The 19,044-nt window shown below is 73.2% G+C and carries 15 protein-coding genes and 2 tRNA genes; 8 read left to right on the top strand and 9 right to left on the bottom strand.

The window, feature by feature from the left end; translation table 11 throughout:
- Positions 1 to 132: 132 nt before the first annotated feature.
- Positions 133 to 558 (bottom strand): OsmC family protein, encoded by a 426-nt coding sequence (locus ACGF0D_RS27235; protein WP_392881201.1) that lies wholly within the window; start codon positions 556 to 558, stop codon positions 133 to 135.
- A gap of 322 nt (positions 559 to 880) precedes the next feature.
- Between ACGF0D_RS27235 and ACGF0D_RS27230 the strand changes: the two genes are divergently transcribed.
- Entirely contained in the window at positions 881 to 1,216 is a 336-nt protein-coding gene (locus ACGF0D_RS27230; protein ID WP_392881203.1) for a chorismate mutase, read from the top strand.
- Between the two features lie 125 nt (positions 1,217 to 1,341).
- Positions 1,342 to 2,130 carry a signal peptidase I gene (lepB, locus tag ACGF0D_RS27225; RefSeq protein ID WP_392881205.1) on the top strand — a complete coding sequence of 263 codons (789 nt, stop codon included), beginning with the start codon at positions 1,342 to 1,344 and terminating at the stop codon, positions 2,128 to 2,130.
- On the opposite strand, the gene ACGF0D_RS27220 is transcribed toward lepB, so the two are convergent.
- The 3 genes from ACGF0D_RS27220 to ACGF0D_RS27210 form a co-directional block, all read right to left on the bottom strand.
- Positions 2,093 to 3,157 carry a DMT family transporter gene (locus tag ACGF0D_RS27220; protein WP_392920574.1) on the bottom strand — a complete coding sequence of 355 codons (1,065 nt, stop codon included), beginning with the start codon at positions 3,155 to 3,157 and terminating at the stop codon, positions 2,093 to 2,095. The genes lepB and ACGF0D_RS27220 overlap by 38 nt on opposite strands.
- Before the next feature lie 213 nt (positions 3,158 to 3,370).
- Entirely contained in the window at positions 3,371 to 5,788 is a 2,418-nt protein-coding gene (locus tag ACGF0D_RS27215; protein WP_392920571.1) for a transglycosylase domain-containing protein, read from the bottom strand.
- Between the two features lie 224 nt (positions 5,789 to 6,012).
- Positions 6,013 to 6,086 (bottom strand) — tRNA-Lys (locus ACGF0D_RS27210).
- A gap of 122 nt (positions 6,087 to 6,208) precedes the next feature.
- Between ACGF0D_RS27210 and ACGF0D_RS27205 the strand changes: the two genes are divergently transcribed.
- Together ACGF0D_RS27205 and ACGF0D_RS27200 are read left to right on the top strand one after the other, a co-directional pair.
- Positions 6,209 to 7,072, top strand: coding sequence for a DUF998 domain-containing protein (locus ACGF0D_RS27205; protein WP_392920568.1), 864 nt, complete (start codon positions 6,209 to 6,211; stop codon positions 7,070 to 7,072).
- Positions 7,069 to 7,953: an alpha/beta fold hydrolase gene (locus tag ACGF0D_RS27200; RefSeq protein WP_392920565.1), complete on the top strand. Its 885-nt coding sequence runs from the start codon at positions 7,069 to 7,071 to the stop codon at positions 7,951 to 7,953. Before ACGF0D_RS27205 ends, ACGF0D_RS27200 begins: the two co-directional genes overlap by 4 nt.
- Positions 7,954 to 8,067: 114 nt before the next feature.
- Here ACGF0D_RS27200 and ACGF0D_RS27195 read toward each other — a convergent pair.
- The 4 genes from ACGF0D_RS27195 to ACGF0D_RS27180 form a co-directional block, all read right to left on the bottom strand.
- Positions 8,068 to 8,141, bottom strand: a tRNA-Lys gene (locus ACGF0D_RS27195).
- 60 nt (positions 8,142 to 8,201) lie between these two features.
- Positions 8,202 to 10,283, bottom strand: a complete 2,082-nt coding sequence (locus ACGF0D_RS27190) for a dipeptide ABC transporter ATP-binding protein (protein ID WP_392920562.1) — start codon at positions 10,281 to 10,283, stop codon at positions 8,202 to 8,204.
- On the bottom strand, positions 10,280 to 11,302 hold the full coding sequence (locus tag ACGF0D_RS27185) for an ABC transporter permease (protein ID WP_392920559.1): 1,023 nt from the start codon (positions 11,300 to 11,302) through the stop codon (positions 10,280 to 10,282). Before ACGF0D_RS27185 ends, ACGF0D_RS27190 begins: the two co-directional genes overlap by 4 nt.
- Before the next feature lie 16 nt (positions 11,303 to 11,318).
- A complete protein-coding gene (locus tag ACGF0D_RS27180; RefSeq protein ID WP_392920556.1) occupies positions 11,319 to 12,299 on the bottom strand; it encodes an ABC transporter permease in 981 nt (326 codons plus the stop codon).
- 332 nt (positions 12,300 to 12,631) lie between these two features.
- Here ACGF0D_RS27180 and ACGF0D_RS27175 point away from each other — a divergent pair, with 332 nt between their 5' ends.
- Complete coding sequence (locus ACGF0D_RS27175) at positions 12,632 to 14,338, top strand: ABC transporter family substrate-binding protein (RefSeq protein ID WP_392920553.1); 1,707 nt, start codon at positions 12,632 to 12,634, stop codon at positions 14,336 to 14,338.
- 499 nt (positions 14,339 to 14,837) lie between these two features.
- The gene (locus ACGF0D_RS27170; RefSeq protein WP_392920550.1) at positions 14,838 to 16,079 is read left to right on the top strand and encodes a low temperature requirement protein A; all 1,242 of its coding nucleotides are present in this window, start codon (positions 14,838 to 14,840) and stop codon (positions 16,077 to 16,079) included.
- Here ACGF0D_RS27170 and ACGF0D_RS27165 read toward each other — a convergent pair.
- On the bottom strand, positions 16,076 to 17,053 hold the full coding sequence (locus ACGF0D_RS27165; protein WP_392920547.1) for a LysR family transcriptional regulator: 978 nt from the start codon (positions 17,051 to 17,053) through the stop codon (positions 16,076 to 16,078). The genes ACGF0D_RS27170 and ACGF0D_RS27165 overlap by 4 nt on opposite strands.
- 303 nt (positions 17,054 to 17,356) lie before the next feature.
- Here ACGF0D_RS27165 and snpA (ACGF0D_RS27160) point away from each other — a divergent pair, with 303 nt between their 5' ends.
- Both snpA (ACGF0D_RS27160) and snpA (ACGF0D_RS27155) read left to right on the top strand, forming a co-directional pair.
- Complete coding sequence (gene snpA, locus ACGF0D_RS27160) at positions 17,357 to 17,998, top strand: snapalysin (protein ID WP_392920544.1); 642 nt, start codon at positions 17,357 to 17,359, stop codon at positions 17,996 to 17,998.
- Positions 17,999 to 18,310: 312 nt separating this feature from the next.
- The gene (snpA, locus tag ACGF0D_RS27155) at positions 18,311 to 18,934 is read left to right on the top strand and encodes a snapalysin (RefSeq protein ID WP_392881236.1); all 624 of its coding nucleotides are present in this window, start codon (positions 18,311 to 18,313) and stop codon (positions 18,932 to 18,934) included.
- Positions 18,935 to 19,044: the final 110 nt, after the last annotated feature.

Below are 19,044 nucleotides of genomic sequence, written 5' to 3'. Positions count from 1 at the left end.
GAAGCCGCGCCCCTGGGCGCCGGTCGCGCGCCGGAAGCGGTCCGGAGCGGGACGGGAGCCGAAGGACAGGGACCGAGAGGCGGGGGAAGAAAGAAGGGGAGAGAGGAGAAGAGGAGAAGAGGAGGGCGCGGCTCAGGCCAGGGAGGCCGAGAGGGTGATGGTGGTGCCGGTCAGGGCCTGGCTGACCGGGCAGTTGGCCTTGGCGTCCTCGGCGGCCTTCACGAAGCCGGCTTCGTCCAGTCCGGGGACGTCGCCGACGACGGTCAGGTGGATGCCGGTGATGCCCGTGCCGGGCTGGAAGGTCACGTCGGCCCGGGTGTCCAGCTTGGTGGGCGGGGTGCCGGCGCCGGTCAGGCCGTGCGAGAGGGCCATCGAGAAGCAGGCGGAGTGGGCGGCCGCGATCAGCTCCTCGGGGCTGGTCTTGCCGTTGGGTGCCTCGGCGCGGGACGGCCAGGAGACGGGGTACTCGCCGATCCCGGACGAGGCGAAGGTCACCAGTCCCTTGCCGTCGAGGAGGTTGCCCTCCCACGCGGTGGTGGCGGTGCGGGTGGTTGCCACGATCGGTTCCTCCAGTGCTGAGGGAGTGTTCGAACGGTCACTTCCGGTCATGCGTGCCCCAGCCTACGGCCAGAGCCCGCCCCGGTCCCGGCGCGTCACGCCGCAGCAGTCGGCCGTAGCGGTCGGTCGGGGTGGTCGGGGTGGTCGGTCAGGGCAGTCGGTCGGGCACGGCGCCGGCGGGCGGTCCCGGCCCGCTGTCCGGATCGTGGACGGTTCCGTCCGACGGTGCGGGGCCCGGGCAGGGGCCCTGTTAGATTTGCCCGGGCCCGAGCCCGGTCGCCGTACGGCCGGGCGCCCACTCCAGACACCGGGAGCCGCCCCGATGACGGACCACTCCACGACCCCCGACGCCGGCTCGTCCGAGGGGATCGACGACGCCGTACGCGCCGAGCTGACCAGCCTGCGCGAGAGCATCGACAACATCGACGCCGCGGTGGTCCACATGCTGGCCGAGCGCTTCAAGGCGACCCAGAAGGTCGGCCGGCTCAAGGCCGAGCACAAGCTGCCGCCGGCCGACCCGGCGCGCGAGCGGGACCAGATCAAGCGGCTGCGGGAGCTGGCGGCGGGTGCGAAGCTGGACCCGGTCTTCGCGGAGAAGTTCCTGAACTTCATCATCGCCGAGGTCATCCGCCACCACGAGGCCATCGCCCGCTCCTGAAACCCGGGCCCGAGCGGCTCCGGGACACCCGGAGATGTCGGCGGCGGCTAAATGACCGATTTCGTCAGGCTCCACGGTTGGCGTAGCGTGCAGGTTTCCCCAGCCGGAGAGGTGGAGCAGCGACGATGGCGGTGAACCTGCCCGAAACGCCCAGCGGAGCCGGAGCGCCCAGCGGTACCGCGTCGGACGTCCACGGGGCGTCCGACGGCCGCGCCGAGGCCCGCCGTCGGGCGCGCGGTTCGCGTGGCGGTACGGCCCGCCGCCCGGGCCGGCGGCCGCGGCCGTGGTGGATCGAGCTTCCGGTGATGGCGGCGGTCGGCCTGGTGGTCGCGCTGCTGATCAAGACCTGTCTGTTCCAGGTGTTCACCATCCCGTCCGGCTCGATGGAGAACACCCTGCGGATCGGCGACCGGGTCGGCGTGAACAAGCTGGCGCCGCTGACCGGCTGGGAGCCGGAGCAGGGGCAGCCGGTGGTGTTCAAGGACCCGGGGGGCTGGCTGCCGCCGCAGCCCGCCGACCCCAACCCGTTCACCAACACCATGAGCTCGGTGCTCAGCTTCGTCGGCCTGGTGCCGCCGAAGGACGACAACTACCTGGTCAAGCGGGTCATCGCGACCGGTGGTCAGACCGTGCAGTGCCAGGGCACCACGCTGACCGTCGACGGGCGGAAGCTCGACGAGCCGTACCTGCACCCCGGGGACGACTCCTGCGCCGGGATGGACTTCGGGCCGGTGAAGGTGCCCGCGGGCTACGTCTGGGTCGAGGGCGACCACCGCAGCGACTCCGCGGACTCCCGCTTCCACCAGCACGGCCCGGGTGGCGGCGCCGTGCCGGTGGACAACGTGGTCGGCCCGGTGTCGGCCGTCGTGTGGCCGCTCAATCACCTCGACTGGTTCGGCTGGACCGGCCGCTGACCCCGCGCTCGGCGGTCACCCGGTCGCGGGCCCCGGAGTCAGTCCCCGAGCCCGCCCCCCTGTCCGCCCCTGGGCCGGCCCCCGTGTCCGCCCCCGCCTCCGCGGGCTTGCTCGCCTGCGCCGCGAAGGCGCCGGTCAGCACCAGCAGGCCACCCGCGATCTGCGGGAGCCCGAGGTGCTCGCCGAGCAGCACCCAGGCCGTCACGGTGGCGACCACCGCCTCCAGGTTGGCGACCACCCCGGCGATCGGCGGCGAGAGGTAGCCGACCGAGATCACCCCGGTGAGGTAGGCGAGCACGGTCGCGATCAGGACCATCCACACGGCCGGGAGGAACGCGGGCAGGGAGTGCCCGTTCATCACCACCGACCCGCCGAGCTTGCTCCAGTCGGCCTGCCAGGGCCGCGTGAGGGCGGTGAGCAGCACGGCGCCGACGAGCAGCCCGAACGCGCTGACGGCGAGCGGGTCGACCGGCCGGTCGCCGTGCCGGCCGGCGTCGGCGAGCACGAAGTAGCCGACCTGGCAGAAGGCCGCGCCGAGGGCGAACAGCACGCCCAGCGCGTCGAAGCTCAGACCGTTCCAGACCTCGACCACGCAGGCCAGCCCGGCCACCGCGACGCCGGCGCCGATGGCCGCGCCGCGGGTGATCGGCTTGCGCTGGACGAACTTGACGTAGCCGATCAGCAGCGGCGGCCCGAGGTACTCGATGAGCAGGGCGACGCCGACCGGTATGCGGGAGATCGCCGCGAAGTAGCAGGCCTGGACGCCGGCCACGGCGAGCAGGCCGAAGCCGAGCAGCAGGCCGGGGCGGCGCAGTACGGCGTCCCGGTGCCGGTAGGCGATGGGGAGGAGTGCCACCGCCGCGCCGGTGACCCGGAGCCACACCACGTGTAGCGGGGAGAGTCCGGCCTCTATCAGAGGCTTGGCCGCGGTGCCGGAGCCGCCGAAGGCGACGGCGGAGACCAGCGCGAGGCCGAGGCCGAGGGTTCTGCCCGAAGGGAGGGTGGGCGAGGCCGTTGATCTGTGCACGGCCGCATTCTGACAGTCATACCGATGATCGGGTAAGGCGCCATTCCGTCATTCGGTCCTGCCCGTACCTGTGCGTCATGGCGCAATCACCCGATCCGGCAAGACCCGGGGCTCCGAGGGCCCCCGAAGCTCCCACGGCCCCGGAACGCCCGGGGCCCCGAGAGCCTCAAGGCTCCCGGGGCCCCAGGGCTCCGACGTGTCCGGACCCGCCCGTCAGCCCCTGGACCCGCCCGACGCCCCAGCCCCAGCCCCCGCCCCCACGAGCGCGTCCGTCCCGCCGTTGGTCGGGGCGGTCGGCTGCGTGGTCGGGGCCGTGGTCGGCTGGGTGGTCGGCGTCGGCCGCGAGGTGGGCCGGGGCGGCCGGGTCGGCTGGGTGGTGGGCTCGGTCGGGGGAGGCGTCGGGGCGGTGGTCGCGCCGCCGTCCGTGCCGCCCGACGGGGTCGAGCCGTCGCCCGGCGCCGTGGTGGGGCCGGTGCTCGGAGCGCCGGTGGGCGCGCTCGTGGTCGGGGCGCTGCTCGGCGTGCTCGGGGCGGTCGGCAGGTCGGTGGCGCCCGTGGAGGCGCCGGCGGCCGGGGTCGGGAAGTCGCCGACCGGCTGGCCCTTGAGCGCGGCCTTCATGTAGCTGGTCCAGATCTGGGCCGGGTACTGGCCGCCGGCCGCGCCGTCGATGCCGCCGACGCCGCTCAGGCTGACCTGGGAGCCGTTGCCCGGGTCCTGCCCGAACAGGGCGACCGAGGTGACCAGTTCGGGGGTGTAACCCACGAACCAGACCGACTTCTGGTCGTCGGTGGTGCCGGTCTTGCCCGCCACCGGTCGGCCGAGCGCCTTCGCCCGCCAGCCCGTGCCGCCCGGGTCGCTCACCACGCCCTGGAGCATCGAGGTGACCTCGTTGGCGGTGTCCTCGCTGATCGCCTGGGTGGTCTTGTGCGCGGGCAGCGCGACGTTCTCGCCCTCGCGGTCCACCGCCTGGACCAGCCACGGGGTGATCTGCCTGCCGCCGTTGTCCAGGGTGGCGTACACGCCCGCCATGTCGAGCACGCTCGGGGTGGCCGCGCCCAGCGGGATGGACGGCACCGGGTCGAGGCCCGGGGTGTTGCCGGGCAGGCCCAGCGCGACGGCGGTGTCCTTGACCTTCTGCAGCCCGGTGTCCTGCGCGAGCTGCGCGAAGGCCGAGTTGACCGACCAGTCGGTGGCCTGCTGGAGGCTGATCTGGCCGTAGCTCCTGTCGCCCTCGTTCGGCGGCGCGTACGGGGTGCCCTTGCCGCCGCGGACCTTCCGGCCGCTGGTGCCGTCGTAGACCGTGTTCGGGGTGATGGTGCGGCCGTCCTGGGTCTTGGCGTCGTTCTCGAGGGCGGCGGCCAGCGCGATCGCCTTGAAGGTCGAGCCGGCCTGGTAGTCGCGCCGGGTGGCGTTGTCCACGTAGTGCTTCACGTAGTCGACGCCGCCGTACAGGGCGACGACCGCACCGGTCTTCGGGTCGACGGAGGCGGCGCCGGCCTGGGCGGCCGCGTCCTTCTTCCGCTTGTCCGGGCTCAGGGTGTCGTGCAGCTGGGCCTGGACGGAGTCCTGGAGGGCCTGCTGGCGGGCCGGGTCGATGCTCAGCTTGATCGTGTAGCCGCCCTTGGCCAGCTCGGTCTCGCTGATCACCCCGTTGGAGGTGAGGTACTGGGTGGCCGCGTCGACCAGGTAGCCGGCCTGGCCGGACAGACCCGGGTTGGGCTGCGGGTCCCGGACGTCGGGGAAGGTGGTCCCGGCCCGCTCCTCCGCGGAGAGCCAGCCCTCCTTGACCATGCCGTCGAGCACGTAGTTCCAGCGGTTGACGGCGTTCTGCTTGCCCGCCGCGGTCGCGGTGGCGACGTCGTAGGCGCTCGGGGCGTTCAGCAGGGTGGCCAGGTAGGCGCCCTGGGCGGCGTTGAGCGCGGACGCGTCGACGCCGAAGTACGCCTGGGCGGCGGCCTGGATGCCGTAGGCGCCGCGGCCGTAGTAGGAGGTGTTCAGGTAGCCGGAGAGGATCTCGTCCTTGCTCTCGGTGGCGTCCACCTTGATGGCGATGAACAGTTCCTTCACCTTGCGGGTGATCGACTGCTTCTGGTTCAGGTACGTGTTCTTCACGTACTGCTGGGTGATGGTGGAGCCGCCCTGGGTGCCCTGGCCCTTGGCGGTGTTGATCGCGGCCCGGGCCAGGCCCTGGACGTTGACCGCGCCCTCGTTGTAGAAGTTCCGGTCCTCGGCGGCCAGCGCCGCGTGCTGGGCGGCGGGGGAGACCTTGTCCAGGCCGACGTTCTGCCGGTTGGTCTGGCCGGTGCGGGTGAGCACCGAACCGTCCGAGTAGAGCCAGGTGTTGCTCTGGGCGGTCGCGGCCGCGTGCGCGTCCGGCACCTTCACCAGGGCGATCCCCAGCGCGAACAGGCCGATGCCGAGCAGCAGCGCCGAGCCGAAACCGAGCAGGGTCATCCGCCAGGTGGGTATCAGCCTGCGCCAGCCGGTGCGCCTGGGACGGCGCGCCTTCTTGCCGCCGGACCCGCCGGGCCCACCGGACCCGCCGACCGGGCCGGTGGAGCGCTTGAACCGCTTGACCGGGCGGAGGCTGATCGACGGCGTACGACGGCCGCTCTGGGCGTTTCTGGACAAAGCGCGGCCTTTCCTGCGGGTGCGTCGACGCAGCCGGCACGGACGGGGACATCGGCGGTTGGGGACCTTTGTCCCGATTCCGGTTCTACTGCCCTGGACGAGCAGACCGGGCCGGATGGCTCCGGCGGATCGCCAATCGAGACCGACATCACACGCAAATCGGACGTCGGAGGCCAAAAAATCAGGGAGCCTCTCGCTGTTGCGAGAGGCTCCCCAACTGTCTGTGCGCCGCCAGGGACTCGAACCCCGGACCCGCTGATTAAGAGTCAGCTGCTCTAACCAACTGAGCTAGCGGCGCCTGCTGACCTGGAAAACAATACACGCTTCCGAGGGGTGCCTCGAACCACCCCGGCGGCCGGCGCCCGATCCGCACCTTTCCTTCCGGTTGGTGTGGAGTTCACCGCTGGTTAGGGTGGAACGGTGCCCAGCCCCCAGCCAGGACACCGCGCCGCGCGGACGACGGCCGCCACCCTGCTGCTGCTCAGCGCCGTGGCGTACACCGCCTGGGTGCTGGAGGTCGTGCTGAGCACCGGGCTCGACCCGGTGCAGGCGTACATCAGCGAACTCGCCGCCGAGGACCAGCCGCTGGGCGGCCTGTTCCGGGCCACCGACCTCGCCGCCGGGCTCTGCCTGCTCGCCGCCGCCGGCACCGCCCTCGCCACCGGGCAGGCCGGGGCCTCCCGGCGGCACCGCTGGGCGCTGGCCGGCTGGTCCGCGCTGGCCCTGTTCGGCGCCGCGACCGCCGCCGACTCCCGGCTGCCGCTCAGCTGCGCCCCCACCAGCGACGAGATGTGCGCCGCCCGGGAGACCGCCGGGCTCGTCCCCGCCACCCACACCGCGCACGCCGTCACCAGCAGCCTCGCCATGGCCGGGGCGCTCACCGCGCTCGTCTCGCTCACCGTGGCCGCCCGGCGCTACCGCTGGTGGCCGCCGGTGCGCCGGTTCGGGCCCTGGCTGCTGGGCGCCGAGCTGCTCGCCACCGGTTGGAGCCTCGCCTCGATCGCCGCCTTCCAGGCCGGGCGCGGCACCTGGGCGCTCGGGGCCGGGCAGCGGCTGCAGGTGCTGCTGGTCGCGATCTGGCTCGGTCTGCTGGCTCTGGGCATCGCCCGCTCCGCCCGTACGGACGCCCCGGACGCCCCGGATCCATCGGACGCGCCGGATACGCCGGACACCCCGGACGCCCCGGACACCCCGCACGTGTCGGACCCCTCCGACCGGACGCACGAGGACGCCATGCCGCGGCACCGCCCTGCCGGGCCGTCCCGGGGCCGGAGGCCGACATGAGCGCCCCCGGAGCGCGGACCGGCGACCGGGCGCGCTTCCTGCGCATCGACGGCGTCCCGCTGCACGTCCGCACCGAGGGCAGCGGCCCGGTCTGCCTGCTCTCCGGCGGCCTCGGCAGCAGCTGGTTCGACTGGGACCTGGTCGTCCCCTTCCTCACGCCCTACCGCACCGTGGTCCGCTTCGACCGGCCCGGTTACGGGCTGAGCGCCGCCGAACCCGCCACTGGCCGGCCCGCCCCGACGGCGGTCGGCGAGGCCGGGCGAATACGGGCGGTGCTGGACGGCCTCGGGCTGCGGGAGCCCTGCACGGTGGTCGGGCACTCGCTCGCGGGCTTCCACGCCGAGGCCTTCGCCCGGCTGCACCCCGAGCGCACCGCGGGACTCGTGCTGGTGGACGGCAGCATGGAGGCGCGGCCCCGGCCGTACCCGGCGCCCGGCGCGCGCGACCTGGCGGCCCGGGCGGTGGCCGGCGCCGCCACCGCCCTCGCCGTGCCCTACCTGCTGGGCCCGACCATCCGACGGACCACGGCCCGGCTGTCCACCGTCCGCCGCGAGGACCTCGCCCCGGCGCCGCTGGTCCGGCACTGCTACCGCACCGGGCGGGCCCTGCGCGCGATGCTGCGGGAGAACGTCCGCTACCTCGACACGGCCGCCGAACTGGACGGGCTGCGGCGCACCAGGCCGCTGGCCGAGGACCTGCCGATCACCGTGCTGGCCGCCGACGACGGCTGCCGGACCCGCCGCACCGAGGACTGGCTGGCCCGGCAGCGGGAGCTGGCGGCCCTGCTGGGGGCGGACTTCCGCATCACCGCCCCGGCCGGGCACCTGGTGATGTTCGACCGCCCGGACGCGGTCGCCTCGGCGGTGCTCGACACCCGCTGAGGCGCCGTCGAGGCACCGTCGAAGCGTCATCGCAGGGGGTGCGGGGCCGACTCATCCGGGCCGGGAAACGCCTCAGGCCGCCCACCGGAGTGGACGGCCTGAGATCTTGCCATGTGCGCCGCCAGGGACTCGAACCCCGGACCCGCTGATTAAGAGTCAGCTGCTCTAACCAACTGAGCTAGCGGCGCCTGCTGACGTCGAAGACATTACACGGCGCCGACAGGATCCGCCGAATCGTGTTCGAGTGATCACTCCATGTGGCCGCTTCCGGGGTCCGGGAAGTGGCAGGCCGCCTGCTGGTCCGCGCCCGGGGTGCCGCCGACCAGGGCGGGGTGCTCCCGCTCGCAGCGGGCCCGGTCAGCCGGGGCCGTGAGCGCGGCGTAGCGCGGGCACCGGCTGCGGAAGACGCAGCCGGTGCGGCGCTCGGTGGGCGGGGGAGGGTCGCCGGCCAGCAGGATGCGGTCGCGGGCGCGCTCGGCGGCGGGGTCGGGGAGCGGGACGGCGGAGAGCAGGGCGCGGGTGTACGGGTGGCGGGGGTGGTCGAAGACGGCGGAGACCTCGCCCTGCTCGACCGTCCGGCCGAGGTACATCACGCTGACCCGGTCGGCGAGGTGCCGGATCACCGAGAGGTCGTGCGAGACGAACAGGTAGGACAGGCCCAGCTCGGCCTTGAGGCTCTGCAGCAGGTTGAGCACCCCGGCCTGGATGGAGACGTCCAGCGCGGAGACCGGTTCGTCCAGCACCAGCAGCCTGGGCCGTACGGCGAGCGCCCGGGCGATCGAGACGCGCTGGCGCTGGCCGCCGGAGAACTGGTGCGGGTAGCGGACGGCGTGCTCCGGGTCGAGGCCGACCTGGCGCAGCAGCTCGGGTACCCGGCGGGCGATCTCCTCGCGCGGGGCGCGCTGGGCCAGCAGCGGTTCGGCGACGATGTCGCCGATCGGCATCCGGGGGTCGAGGCTGGCCATCGGGTCCTGGAAGACGATCTGCAGCTGGGCGCGGAGCCGGTGGGCCTCGGCCCGGGTGAGGGCGGCGGTGTCCCGGCCGAGCAGTTCGATCCGGCCGGTCTCGGGGGCGCCGAGCCGCAGCAGTTCGAACAGCGTGGTGGACTTTCCGGAGCCGGACTCCCCGACCAGGCCGAGGGTCTCGCCCTCCCGTAGGTCCAGGTCGACGCCGTCCACCGCGTACACCTCGCCGACCTTGCGCTTGAACACCGTGCCCTTGAGGAGAGGGAACGTTTTTCCGAGGCCGGTCACCGACAGCACCGGGGTACGGGCGGAGCGGTCGCTGGGGCCGGCGGCGCCGGCGGGCACCTCCGGTACGGGGTAGACCTCGGCGGGTGCGGGCCGCCGCTCGGCGAGTTCCGCCGAGCGCACGCACGCCGACAGGTGGCCGTCGGCCCCTTCCAGGGCGGGCTCGGCCGCGGCGCAGCGCTCCTGCGCCAGCGGGCAGCGCGCCGCGAACGGGCAGCCCGGGGGCAGTTCGGCCATCGGCGCCGGGGTGCCGGGGATCGGCACGAGCGGACCGCGGCGTCCGTCCAGCCGGGGCAGCGCGCCGATCAGACCGAGCGAGTAGGGGTGGCGCGGGGCCGCGAACAGCTCGTCCACCGCGGCCGTCTCGACCACCCGGCCGGCGTACATCACCGCGACCCGGTCGGCCGTTCCGGCGATCACCCCGAGGTCGTGGCTGACCAGGACGAGTGCCGCGCCGGTCTCCCGCTGGGCGGTGCGCAGCACGTCCAGCACCTGGGCCTGGATGGTGACGTCGAGCGCGGTGGTGGGCTCGTCGGCGAGCAGGATGTCGGGCTCGTTGGCGACCGCCATGGCGATCATGGCGCGCTGGCGCATGCCGCCGGAGAACTCGTGGGGGAAGCTGTCCAGGGCCCGGTCGGGCGCCGGGATGCCGACCAGGTCGAGGAGTTCGGCGGCCCGGCGGCGCGCGGCGGCCTTGTCCACCCGCTGGTGGATGCGGACCGCCTCGGCGATCTGGTCGCCGATCCGGTAGACCGGGGTGAAGGCGGAGAGCGGGTCCTGGAAGACCATGGCGATCCGGCGGCCGCGGATCGCGGCGAGCTCCCGGCCGGGCAGTCCGACCAGTTCCCGTCCGTCCAGGCACACCGAGCCGCTGACGCGTGCCGTGCCGGGCAGCAGTCCGAGCACGGACAGCGCGGTGACGGACTTCCCGGAGCCGGACTCGCCGACGATGCCGAGGGTCTCGCCGCGCCGCAGGGTGAGGTCCACCCCGCGGACGGCGGGGACCGGGCCGTCGGGCCCGGCGAAGTCCACCCGAAGGTCCCGGACGGCGAGCAGCGGGGTTTCGACGGTGGTGGTCACGGGTGCTTCCTACGGCCGGCGGAGTGACGGGTACGGCGTGGACGACCGGTATGACGTGAACGACCGGTGCGGCGTGAACGGCGGGGCGTGGCCCCGGAGGTGGGGTCGAGGGCGTCGCGCAGCCCGTCCCCGATCAGGTTGACGGCGAGGACGAACAGCACCAGCAGCGTGGCGGCGAAGTAGAACAGCCAGGGGAACACCGGGGCCTCGCCGGTCCCGGCGGCGAGCAGGGTGCCGAGCGAGACGTCCGGTGGCTTGACCCCGAAGCCGAAGTAGGAGAGCGCGGTCTCGCTCATCACGGCGCCGCCGACCGCGATGGTGGCGTCGATGATGAGGAAGGAGGCGACGTTGGGCAGGATGTGCCGGCTGATGATCCGCAGCGGACGCACCCCCATGAACCGTGCGGCGCGGACGAACTCGCGCTCGCGCAGGGAGATGGTCATCGAGCGGACCACCCGGGCGGTGATCATCCAGTTGAACAGCGCGAGCAGCAGGACGAAGGCGATCCAGCCGGCGCCCTTCAGCCGGGCCGAGACGATGGTGATGATCAGGAAAGCCGGGAAGACCAGCAGCAGGTCCACCAGGAACATCAGCGCCCGGTCCGTCCAGCCGCCGAAGTAGCCGGCGCAGGCGCCGACCACCGAGGCCAGCACGGTGGAGAACAGCGCCACCAGCAGGCCGATGACCAGCGACTTCTGCAGGCCGCGGACGGTCTGCGCGAAGACGTCCTGGCCGACCCCGTTGGTGCCGAACAGGTGCTCGGCGGACGGGGGTTGGTGCAATGCGGAGAAGTCGGGGGTGGCGTAGTCCCAGGGCGTCAGGTACGGCCCGCCGAAGGCGAGCGCGAACAGCAGCAGCACCACGACGGCGCCGACCACGGCCCCGCGGGCGGCGAGCAGCCGGGACAGGACGAGCCGGCCGCGGCCGGCGGCCCGGGGCGGTCCGGCGGGTGGGCCGGCCTCGGCGGCCCCGGACGGCCCGGCCGGTTCGGCCGGGTCGGCGGTGGTGACGGTGGTCATCTCGGCTCTCCTCCGGTCAGGACCGCACGCGCGGGTCGAGGGCGGCGTGCAGGGTGTCGGCGAGGAAGCCGGAGGCGAGCACGACGACGGCGGTGAACAGGTTGATCGCGACCACCGAGTTGACGTCCTGTTCGTTGATGGACTTGATCAGCCACTCGCCCATGCCGTGCCAGCCGAAGATCGTCTCGGTGAAGATCGCGCCGGTGAAGATGCCCAGGAAGCTGTAGGCGAACATGGTCGACATGGGGATCACCGCGGTCCGCAGTCCGTGTCTGAGCAGCGCCCGGCCGCGGGTCAGGCCCTTGGCCTCGGCGGTGCGCAGGTAGTCGGAGCCGAGCACGTCGAGCATGGTGCCGCGCTGGTAGCGGCTGTAGGTGGCGAGGCCGCCGAGGGCCAGCGAGACGGTGGGCAGCAGCAGGTGCAGCGCCCAGTCGGCGAGGTGGGCGCCGAGGCCGCCGGCGAGCCCGGGGGTCTCGTAGCCGGTGAACGGGATCACCTCGTGGCCGGCCGCGTCCTTGGCGGCGATGGCGCCGTTCTTGAGGAACAGCGCGACCAGGAAGACGGGGGTGGAGAGCAGCACGAAGGACAGCACGGTGAGCAGCCGGTCGGAGATCCGGTACTGGCGCACCGCGCTCCAGGCCCCGACGGCGACGCCGAGGACCATGCCCAGCAGGCTGCCGAGCAGCAGCAGCCGCAGCGAGACCCAGACCCGGCGGCCGAAGTCGTCGGTGACCGGGGTGTCGTGGATGGTCCGGCCGAGGTCGCCGTCGAGCAGCCCGCCGGCCCAGTGGCCGAAGCGCTCGACCACCGGGGTGCGGTCGTTCAGGTTGAGCGCGGTGAGCTGGCGCTCCACCGACTCGACGGACGGCCGGGGGACCTTGGCCTCGAAGTAGGTGCGCGGCTGCAGCGCGGTCGCGGAGATCGCGTACGCCAGGAAGACGGCGGCGATCAGCAGCACCGCGTAGTAGCTCAACCGCTTCGCCAGGTAGCGGAGCATCAACGGCCGCCCGTCGCGGTGCGGGTGGGGCCGACGCGTCTGGTGGGCATCGGGTGTGGCCTTCGGTCCGGGCCCCGGTCGGGGCGTCAGTTGGCTGGAGTCGCAAGCAGATTGGGAAAGCGCAGGTCAGAGTGAAGCACCGGCGCACTGAGGCGGTGTTGCGGTCGTGTTGCCGCCCGTGACTTCTGGATCAGGTGTGCGCTCCTCCCCCTGGTGGCGGATCTGATCGGCTGTTACGTTCTGCTCGCTCGGTGCCGAATTGGCTGCCCACGCTCAAGCCCCGTCACACCTCGCGCGCCCCAACTCCCGTCATCGATCCCAGGGGGACCCTCATGGACGCTTCCCGTACGGCCCGCCGTCTCGGCCGGGCGGCCGCCCTCGCCGTCGCCGTCGCGCTCGCGGTCACCGCGTGCACCTCGGGCGAAGGAGGGACGGCCGACGGCGTGGCCAAGAGCGAGCCGCCGAGACAGGACTCCCAGGACATCAACGCCAAGCCGCTGGACCAGATCAGGGACGGCGGGGAGGTGCGCTTCCAGCTGGACCAGTGGATCACCCAGTGGAACCCGCTCCAGGTGGACGGCGGTTCCTACACCGACACGGTGAACCTGATCCGGGCCGTGGAGCCCTCGCTCTTCCGCACCGACGCCTCCGGCGCCTTCCAGGCGGACCCGGACTACCTGGTGGAGGCCAAGGTCACCTCGGTCTCGCCGCAGGTGGTCACGTACAGGCTGAACCCCAAGGCCAAGTGGTCCGACGGCAAGCCGCTGAGCTACCTGGACTTCAAGGCCGACTGGCAGACGGGCAACGGCAAGGACCCGGCGTACAACATCTACGACCCCTCCGGCTACGAGCTGATCTCCGCGGTCGAGCAGGGCGCCGACCCGAGCGAGGTCAAGGTCACCTTCTCGGAGCCGTACGCGGACTGGCAGAACCTGTTCCGCCCGCTGATCCCGGCGGCCGGCATCGCCAGCCCGGACGACTTCAACAAGGGCTGGGTGGAGAAGGTCCCGATCACCGCGGGTCCGCTGAAGATCGGCGTGGCGGACAAGACCGCGCAGACCATCAGCCTGGTGCCGGACCCGGCCTGGTGGGGCACCCGGCCCAAGCTCGACAAGATCACCTTCCGGGTGATGGACAAGGCCGCGAGCATCCAGGCGTACCTCAACAACGAGATCGACTTCGCCTCGGCCGGCACCGCCACCGCGTACGGGCAGCTCAAGAACGCCAAGGACACCGTGATCCGGGCCGCCAGCCCGTGGGACGAGGTGCACATCTCCTTCGGCGGCACCGGCGCGCTCGCGGACCGGAAGGTCCGGCAGGCCCTCGGCAAGGCGCTCGACCGCTCGGCGCTGATCAAGATCGCCAACAACGGGGTGCCGGTGGAGTTCAAGCCGCTCGGCAACCACATCATCATGCCCAACCAGGCCGGCTACCAGGACAACTCCGGCGAGTGGGCGAAGTTCGACCTGGCCGCGGCCGGGCAACTGCTGGACGAGGCCGGGTGGAAGGAGTCCGGCAGCGGCCAGCCGCGCACCAAGGACGGCAAGCCGCTGGAGCTGCACTGGGTGCTCAGCGACGGCACCCAGCAGGCCCAGGTCGACCTCGCCACCGCGGCGGCGGCGATGTGGCAGGCCGTGGGGGTCAAGGTCGACCTGGACAAGGTGGCGGCCAACGACTACTTCGCCAAGTACGTCACCCCGGGCAAGTTCGACATCGCGAGCTGGCGCAACACCGACTCGTTCCCGAACTCCAAGAGCCTGGCCAACTTCCGTCTGCCGGTGGGGGACAACACCTTCAGCAACCCCTCGCGACTGGGCACCCCGGAGATCGACGCCCTGCTGAAGAAGGCGGCCGGGACGGTCGACCCGGCGGAGGCGGCGAAGCTCTACAACCAGGCGGACGCGAAGATCTGGGAGCTCGGCCACACCGTGGAGCTCTACCAGCGGCCCGCCGTGGTGGCGACCCGCAAGGGGCTGGCCAACTACGGTGCCTTCGGCCTCGCCCAGGAGGACTACAGCAAGGTCGGCTGGGAGAAGTAGCCGCCGCCCGGACGGGCCCGGCCGCCGCACGGCAGGCGCTGGCGAGCAGCGCGGTGATCACGAGGCCGGTGGAGCGGGCGCGGGGGGATCGGCTCTGCCGCCCCCGCTGCCCGACCACCCGCCTTGACCTTCCGCGTTGCCCGCAGGCCGCCCGTGTCGTGGGGCCCGGCAGGGCCCGCGCTCTTCCAACCGGGGAAGAATCTAGCGGCGCTCCGGCCGCCCGCGAGGCAGCGCGCGGGGCACGCCCGGAAACCCGCCGAGCTGTCACCCGGTTCGCGCACCGGAGCGTCAACTACGGCTGACAGCAAGGAAAAAAGGGGCATTCCTGCCATTGCGCCCCGGGGTGTGAGGGGGCTTCCCGCCCCTGGTCCGTGCGCGCACACCGTCGTGCCCGCGCGTGCACACCTGCCGCGCCGATGCGTGCGCCCGGTCCGGACCGCTGCCAGGATGCGCGGGACAGGCCCTTTCCGCCCCCCTTCCCGACTCCGGAGCAGCTCCGATGGCCAGTGACCCCGCTGCCGCGGCACCCCACAGCCACCCCGTCGATCCGCCGCCGGTGCGCCGGATGGTCCCGCGCGACCGGCACGAGCCGCACCGGGTCTCCACCCCGCTGGAGCTGTTCTTCGACCTCTGCTTCGTGGTCGCGGTCGGCCAGGCCGGGCGGGAACTGGCCCACGCCCTGGCGGCCGGGCACTACGGCGACGGGCTGCGCGGCTACGCGCTGGCGTTCTTCGCGATCTGGTGGGCCTGGATGAACTTCACCTGGTTCGCCTCCGCGTACGACGTCGACGACGTGCCGTACCGGATCACCACGCTGGTGCAGATCGCCGGGGTGCTGATCCTCGCCGCCGGGGTGCCGCGGCTGTTCGCCACCCAGGACCTGACGCTGGTGATCGCCGGCTACGTGGTGATGCGGCTGGCGATGGTCACCCAGTGGCTGCGCGCGGCCGCCAGCGAGCAGGGCCTGGCGCGAAGGGTCGCGCTGGGCTACGCGGCGGGGATCACGCTCTGCCAGGTCGGCTGGGTGGTGGTGCTGTTCCTGCCGCACGACGTCCGCCCGTACGTCATCCCGCTCGGGGTGCTGTGCGAGCTGGCCGTGCCGGTGATCGCCGAGCTGCGGATGCGGACCTCCTGGCACCCGCACCACATCGCCGAGCGGTACGGGCTGTTCACCCTGATCGTGCTCGGTGAGACGGTGGCCGCGGCCACCGTCGCGGTGCAGTCGGGGGTGGACGAGCACGAGGACCTGGGCCGCCTGGTGCCGGTGGCGGCTGGCGGCCTGCTGATCTGCTTCTCGGCCTGGTGGATCTACTTCGCCCGGTCCGTCCACGAGCACCTGCGCTCCAACCGGCAGGCACTGGTCTGGGGCTACGGGCACTACCTGGTGTTTGGGTCGGCGGCGGCGATCGGCACCGGGCTGGAGGTCGCGGTGGAGTCGGCGGTGCGCCAGGCGCACATCCCGGACACCGCCGCCACCGCGACCGTCACCGTGCCCACCGCGCTCTACCTGCTCACGGTCTGGCTCCTGCACTCCCGGCACACCAAGCGGGGTGCGGCGGCCCAGGCGGTGGCGCCGGTGGGGGCCGCGCTGGTGCTGGCCTGCACCGCGCTCGGCGGCGCCGGGGTGCTCGCGGCGGGCCTGGTCTGCGCGCTGACGGTGGCGGTGGGCGTGCTGATCCACGGCCGGGAGAGCCAGCGGGCGGGCGTGTGGGCGCGGGGCCGGCGGGCGGGCGCCGGCTAGCCGACCCGTTCCAGCAGCACCGGCTCGTGCTCCGCCAGCCAGTCCAGGTAGGCCGGGTTGACCCTGGCCAGATCCAGGTAGGCGGCCCGCAGTTCGCCGTACAGCGCGTCCAGGGCGGGCGGGCTGAGCACCCGCGGACGCCAGGTGAACAGCAGTCGGACGGCCAGAGGGTCCCCGTGCACCGGGCGGACCACCGTGCCGGGGCCGGGTAACGAGGTCGGCTGGCACGGGCGGACGGCCTCGCCGGAGGCGACCAGCTCGGCGGCGGTGGCGTTGTCCCGCACCTGGACGACCCGGGGGTTGAGCCCGGCCTCGCTGAACACCCGGCGCATCGCCGCGTACTCGTGGTCGGCGGTCGGGTCGACCATCCAGGTGTCCTCGGCGAGGTCGGCCAGGTGGACGACCGGCCGGGCGGCGGCCGGGTGTCCGGCGGCGAGCGCGACGAACTGCGGCTCCCTGGCCATCAGTACCCGGTGCTCGGCGTCCGGCGGCACCCGCAGCGGGAAGCCCTCGCACTCGTACACGAAGGCCACGTCCAGCTGGTCGGCGGCGACCATCCGCAGCAGCGCGCTGGCCGAGACGTCCACGTGGATGGTGGTGTCGGTGTCCGGCAGCCGCTCGTGCACCCGGCGCAGCCAGGCCGCGACCGCCCGGCTGCCGACGCTGCCGATCCGCAGCCGCCGCTGCCGTCCTGGCCCGGCCGAGTCCCGGGCCTCCTGGCGGGCGGCGGCCACCAGGGCGGCCATCTCGGTGATCACCGGCCGGGCCCGGGAGAGCACCGAGTGGCCGAGCGCGGTGGGCCGGCTGCCGGTCTGCTCGCGGGTGAACAGGGTGCCGCCGATGGCCCGTTCGATGCGGTGCAGCTGGGTGGTGAGGGAGGGCTGGGTCATGCCGAGCTGGAGCGCGGCCTTGCGGAGGCTGCCGCTGTCGGCGATCGCGCACAGCACCCGGAGGTGTCTCACGTCGAGCTCCACGTCCGGAGCATAGACGTCGCCGCACCGTATCGCCAAGGACATGACAGGCATTCAAGGCGTGCCGAAGAGCCGGTCGGCGGACCGACCGGCCGGTCGACCGGCCCGGCGCGCGGCGAACCGGGCGGTCATGCGGCGGTGCTATCGCCGGTTGGCATCATCCGTGACGGCACCGGGCGGGTCGAAGCTCGGTGGGCAGCAACCCGCCCCGGCCACACCGTCGGGGCGGCCCCCCACCGTGCGCCGTCCCGGGCCCGGCCCCACCGGCCCCGGCGAGCCGGCGCACCGCGAAACCGGAGCCCCCACATGAAGCGATCCGTGCTGTCCGCCGCACTGGGCCTCGCCCTCGCGGCCGGCCTCGCGACCCTGCCCGCCACCGCGGCCTCAGCGGCCCCGGCCGGGCCGGCCCTCCAGGGCTACACCCCCTCGACGTCCGCCGGTCCGGCCGCGGAGACCGCGGACAACCAGGCCTTCTTCCGGGCCGTGATGGCCTCGGCCAAGGCCCGGCAGGCCGCCGACCCGTGGCTGCTGACCGTCACCGTCACCTACGACACCGCGAACGCGCCCTCCTTCACGAGTCAGATATCCCGGGCGGCGCAGATCTGGAACGGCTCGGAGCGCAACGTGCGGCTCCAGGAGACCGGCGGCAACGGCGACTTCTCGTACTACGAGGGGAGCGACAGCCGCGGCTCGTACGCCAGCACCGACGGGCACGGCCACGGCTACGTCTTCCTCGACTACCAGCAGAACCAGCAGTACAGCTCGCTGCGCGTGGTGGCGCACGAGACCGGTCACGTGCTCGGCCTGCCCGACGACTACTCCGGCCCGTGCAGCGAGCTGATGTCGGGCGGCGGCCCCGGCCCGTCCTGCACCAATCCGTACCCCGACGGCAACGAGCGCAGCCAGGTCGACTACCTCTGGTCGAACGGCCTGGCGGCGCGCGACTGACACGCCCGGCAGGCGGGTTCGGCGCGGCGGGCCGCCCGGCCGGAATCGGGCCGCCCGCCGCTCCGGGTACTTCCCCGCACGGGAGCCTAGCCGCCGCCGGAACGGAATGCCAGGGGCACGAATGAGTCAAGTCGAGGAAAAGGCGACTCAATTCCGTTCCACGGCAGGGGTATTGGATCGTGCTATCGCGGGTTGGCATCATCCGCGCACGCACCGGGTTGCCCGAAGCTCTGGGGACACCACCCGTTGACCAGGTGTTCCCCGCGGCCGGCCCCCAACCGGCCACGTCACCCCAGGAATCGGAGCCCCCACATGAAGCGATCCGTGCTGTCCGCCACCCTCGGCCTCGCCCTCGCGGCCGGCCTCGCCGTCCTGCCCACCACCGCCGCCGCCGCGGCGCCGGCCGCCCCGGCCGTGCAGGGCTACACGGCCACGACGTACGCCGGTTCGGCCGCGGAGGCGGCGGACAACCAGGCCTTCTTCCAGGCCGTGATGGCCTCCGCCAAGGCCAAGCAGGCCGCCAACCCGGGCCTGGCGACCGTCACCGTCACCTATGACGCCAGCTCCGCCCCGTCCTTCCGCAACCAGATATCCCAGGCCGCGCAGATCTGGAACAGTTCGGTCACCAACGTCCAGCTGCGGTCCGGTTCGGCCGCCGACTTCCGTTACTACGAGGGCAACGACAGCCGCGGCTCCTACGCCAGCACCGACGGCCACGGGCGCGGTTACGTCTTCCTCGACTACGCGCAGAACCAGCAGTACAGCTCGGTGCGCGTGGTGGCGCACGAGACCGGCCACGTGCTCGGTCTGCCGGACCACTACTCCGGCCCGTGCAGCGAGCTGATGTCGGGCGGCGGCCCCGGCACCTCCTGCACCAACCCCTACCCGAACGGCGCCGAGCGCACCCGGGTCAACTCGCTCTGGGTGCGCGGCTGACCCGCAGCCTTCCCACGGCCAGGGCAGTGAGCCCCGGACCGGTCGCGTCGGTGCGGCCGGTCCGGGGCGCCGCCGCGTCGGTGCGCCGCCGGGGGCTGTCGGTGCCGCGT

Source organism: Kitasatospora sp. NPDC048298, assembly GCF_043201465.1.
GTDB lineage: Bacteria > Actinomycetota > Actinomycetes > Streptomycetales > Streptomycetaceae > Kitasatospora.
Note: the sequence above shows the minus strand (reverse complement) of the source record. Positions and strands in the feature narration are given on the sequence as shown.

Excerpts from the sequence above, each read along its gene's own strand:
- ACGF0D_RS27230 (WP_392881203.1), top strand. The coding sequence starts at position 881 with ATGACGGACCACTCCACGACCCCCGACGCCGGCTCGTCCGAGGGGATC.
- snpA (WP_392920544.1), top strand. The coding sequence starts at position 17,357 with ATGAAGCGATCCGTGCTGTCCGCCGCACTGGGCCTCGCCCTCGCGGCC.
- snpA (WP_392881236.1), top strand. The coding sequence starts at position 18,311 with ATGAAGCGATCCGTGCTGTCCGCCACCCTCGGCCTCGCCCTCGCGGCC.
- ACGF0D_RS27175 (WP_392920553.1), top strand. The coding sequence starts at position 12,632 with ATGGACGCTTCCCGTACGGCCCGCCGTCTCGGCCGGGCGGCCGCCCTC.
- ACGF0D_RS27200 (WP_392920565.1), top strand. The coding sequence starts at position 7,069 with ATGAGCGCCCCCGGAGCGCGGACCGGCGACCGGGCGCGCTTCCTGCGC.
- ACGF0D_RS27180 (WP_392920556.1), bottom strand. The coding sequence starts at position 12,299 with ATGCTCCGCTACCTGGCGAAGCGGTTGAGCTACTACGCGGTGCTGCTG.
- ACGF0D_RS27185 (WP_392920559.1), bottom strand. The coding sequence starts at position 11,302 with ATGACCACCGTCACCACCGCCGACCCGGCCGAACCGGCCGGGCCGTCC.
- lepB (WP_392881205.1), top strand. The coding sequence starts at position 1,342 with ATGGCGGTGAACCTGCCCGAAACGCCCAGCGGAGCCGGAGCGCCCAGC.
- ACGF0D_RS27170 (WP_392920550.1), top strand. The coding sequence starts at position 14,838 with ATGGCCAGTGACCCCGCTGCCGCGGCACCCCACAGCCACCCCGTCGAT.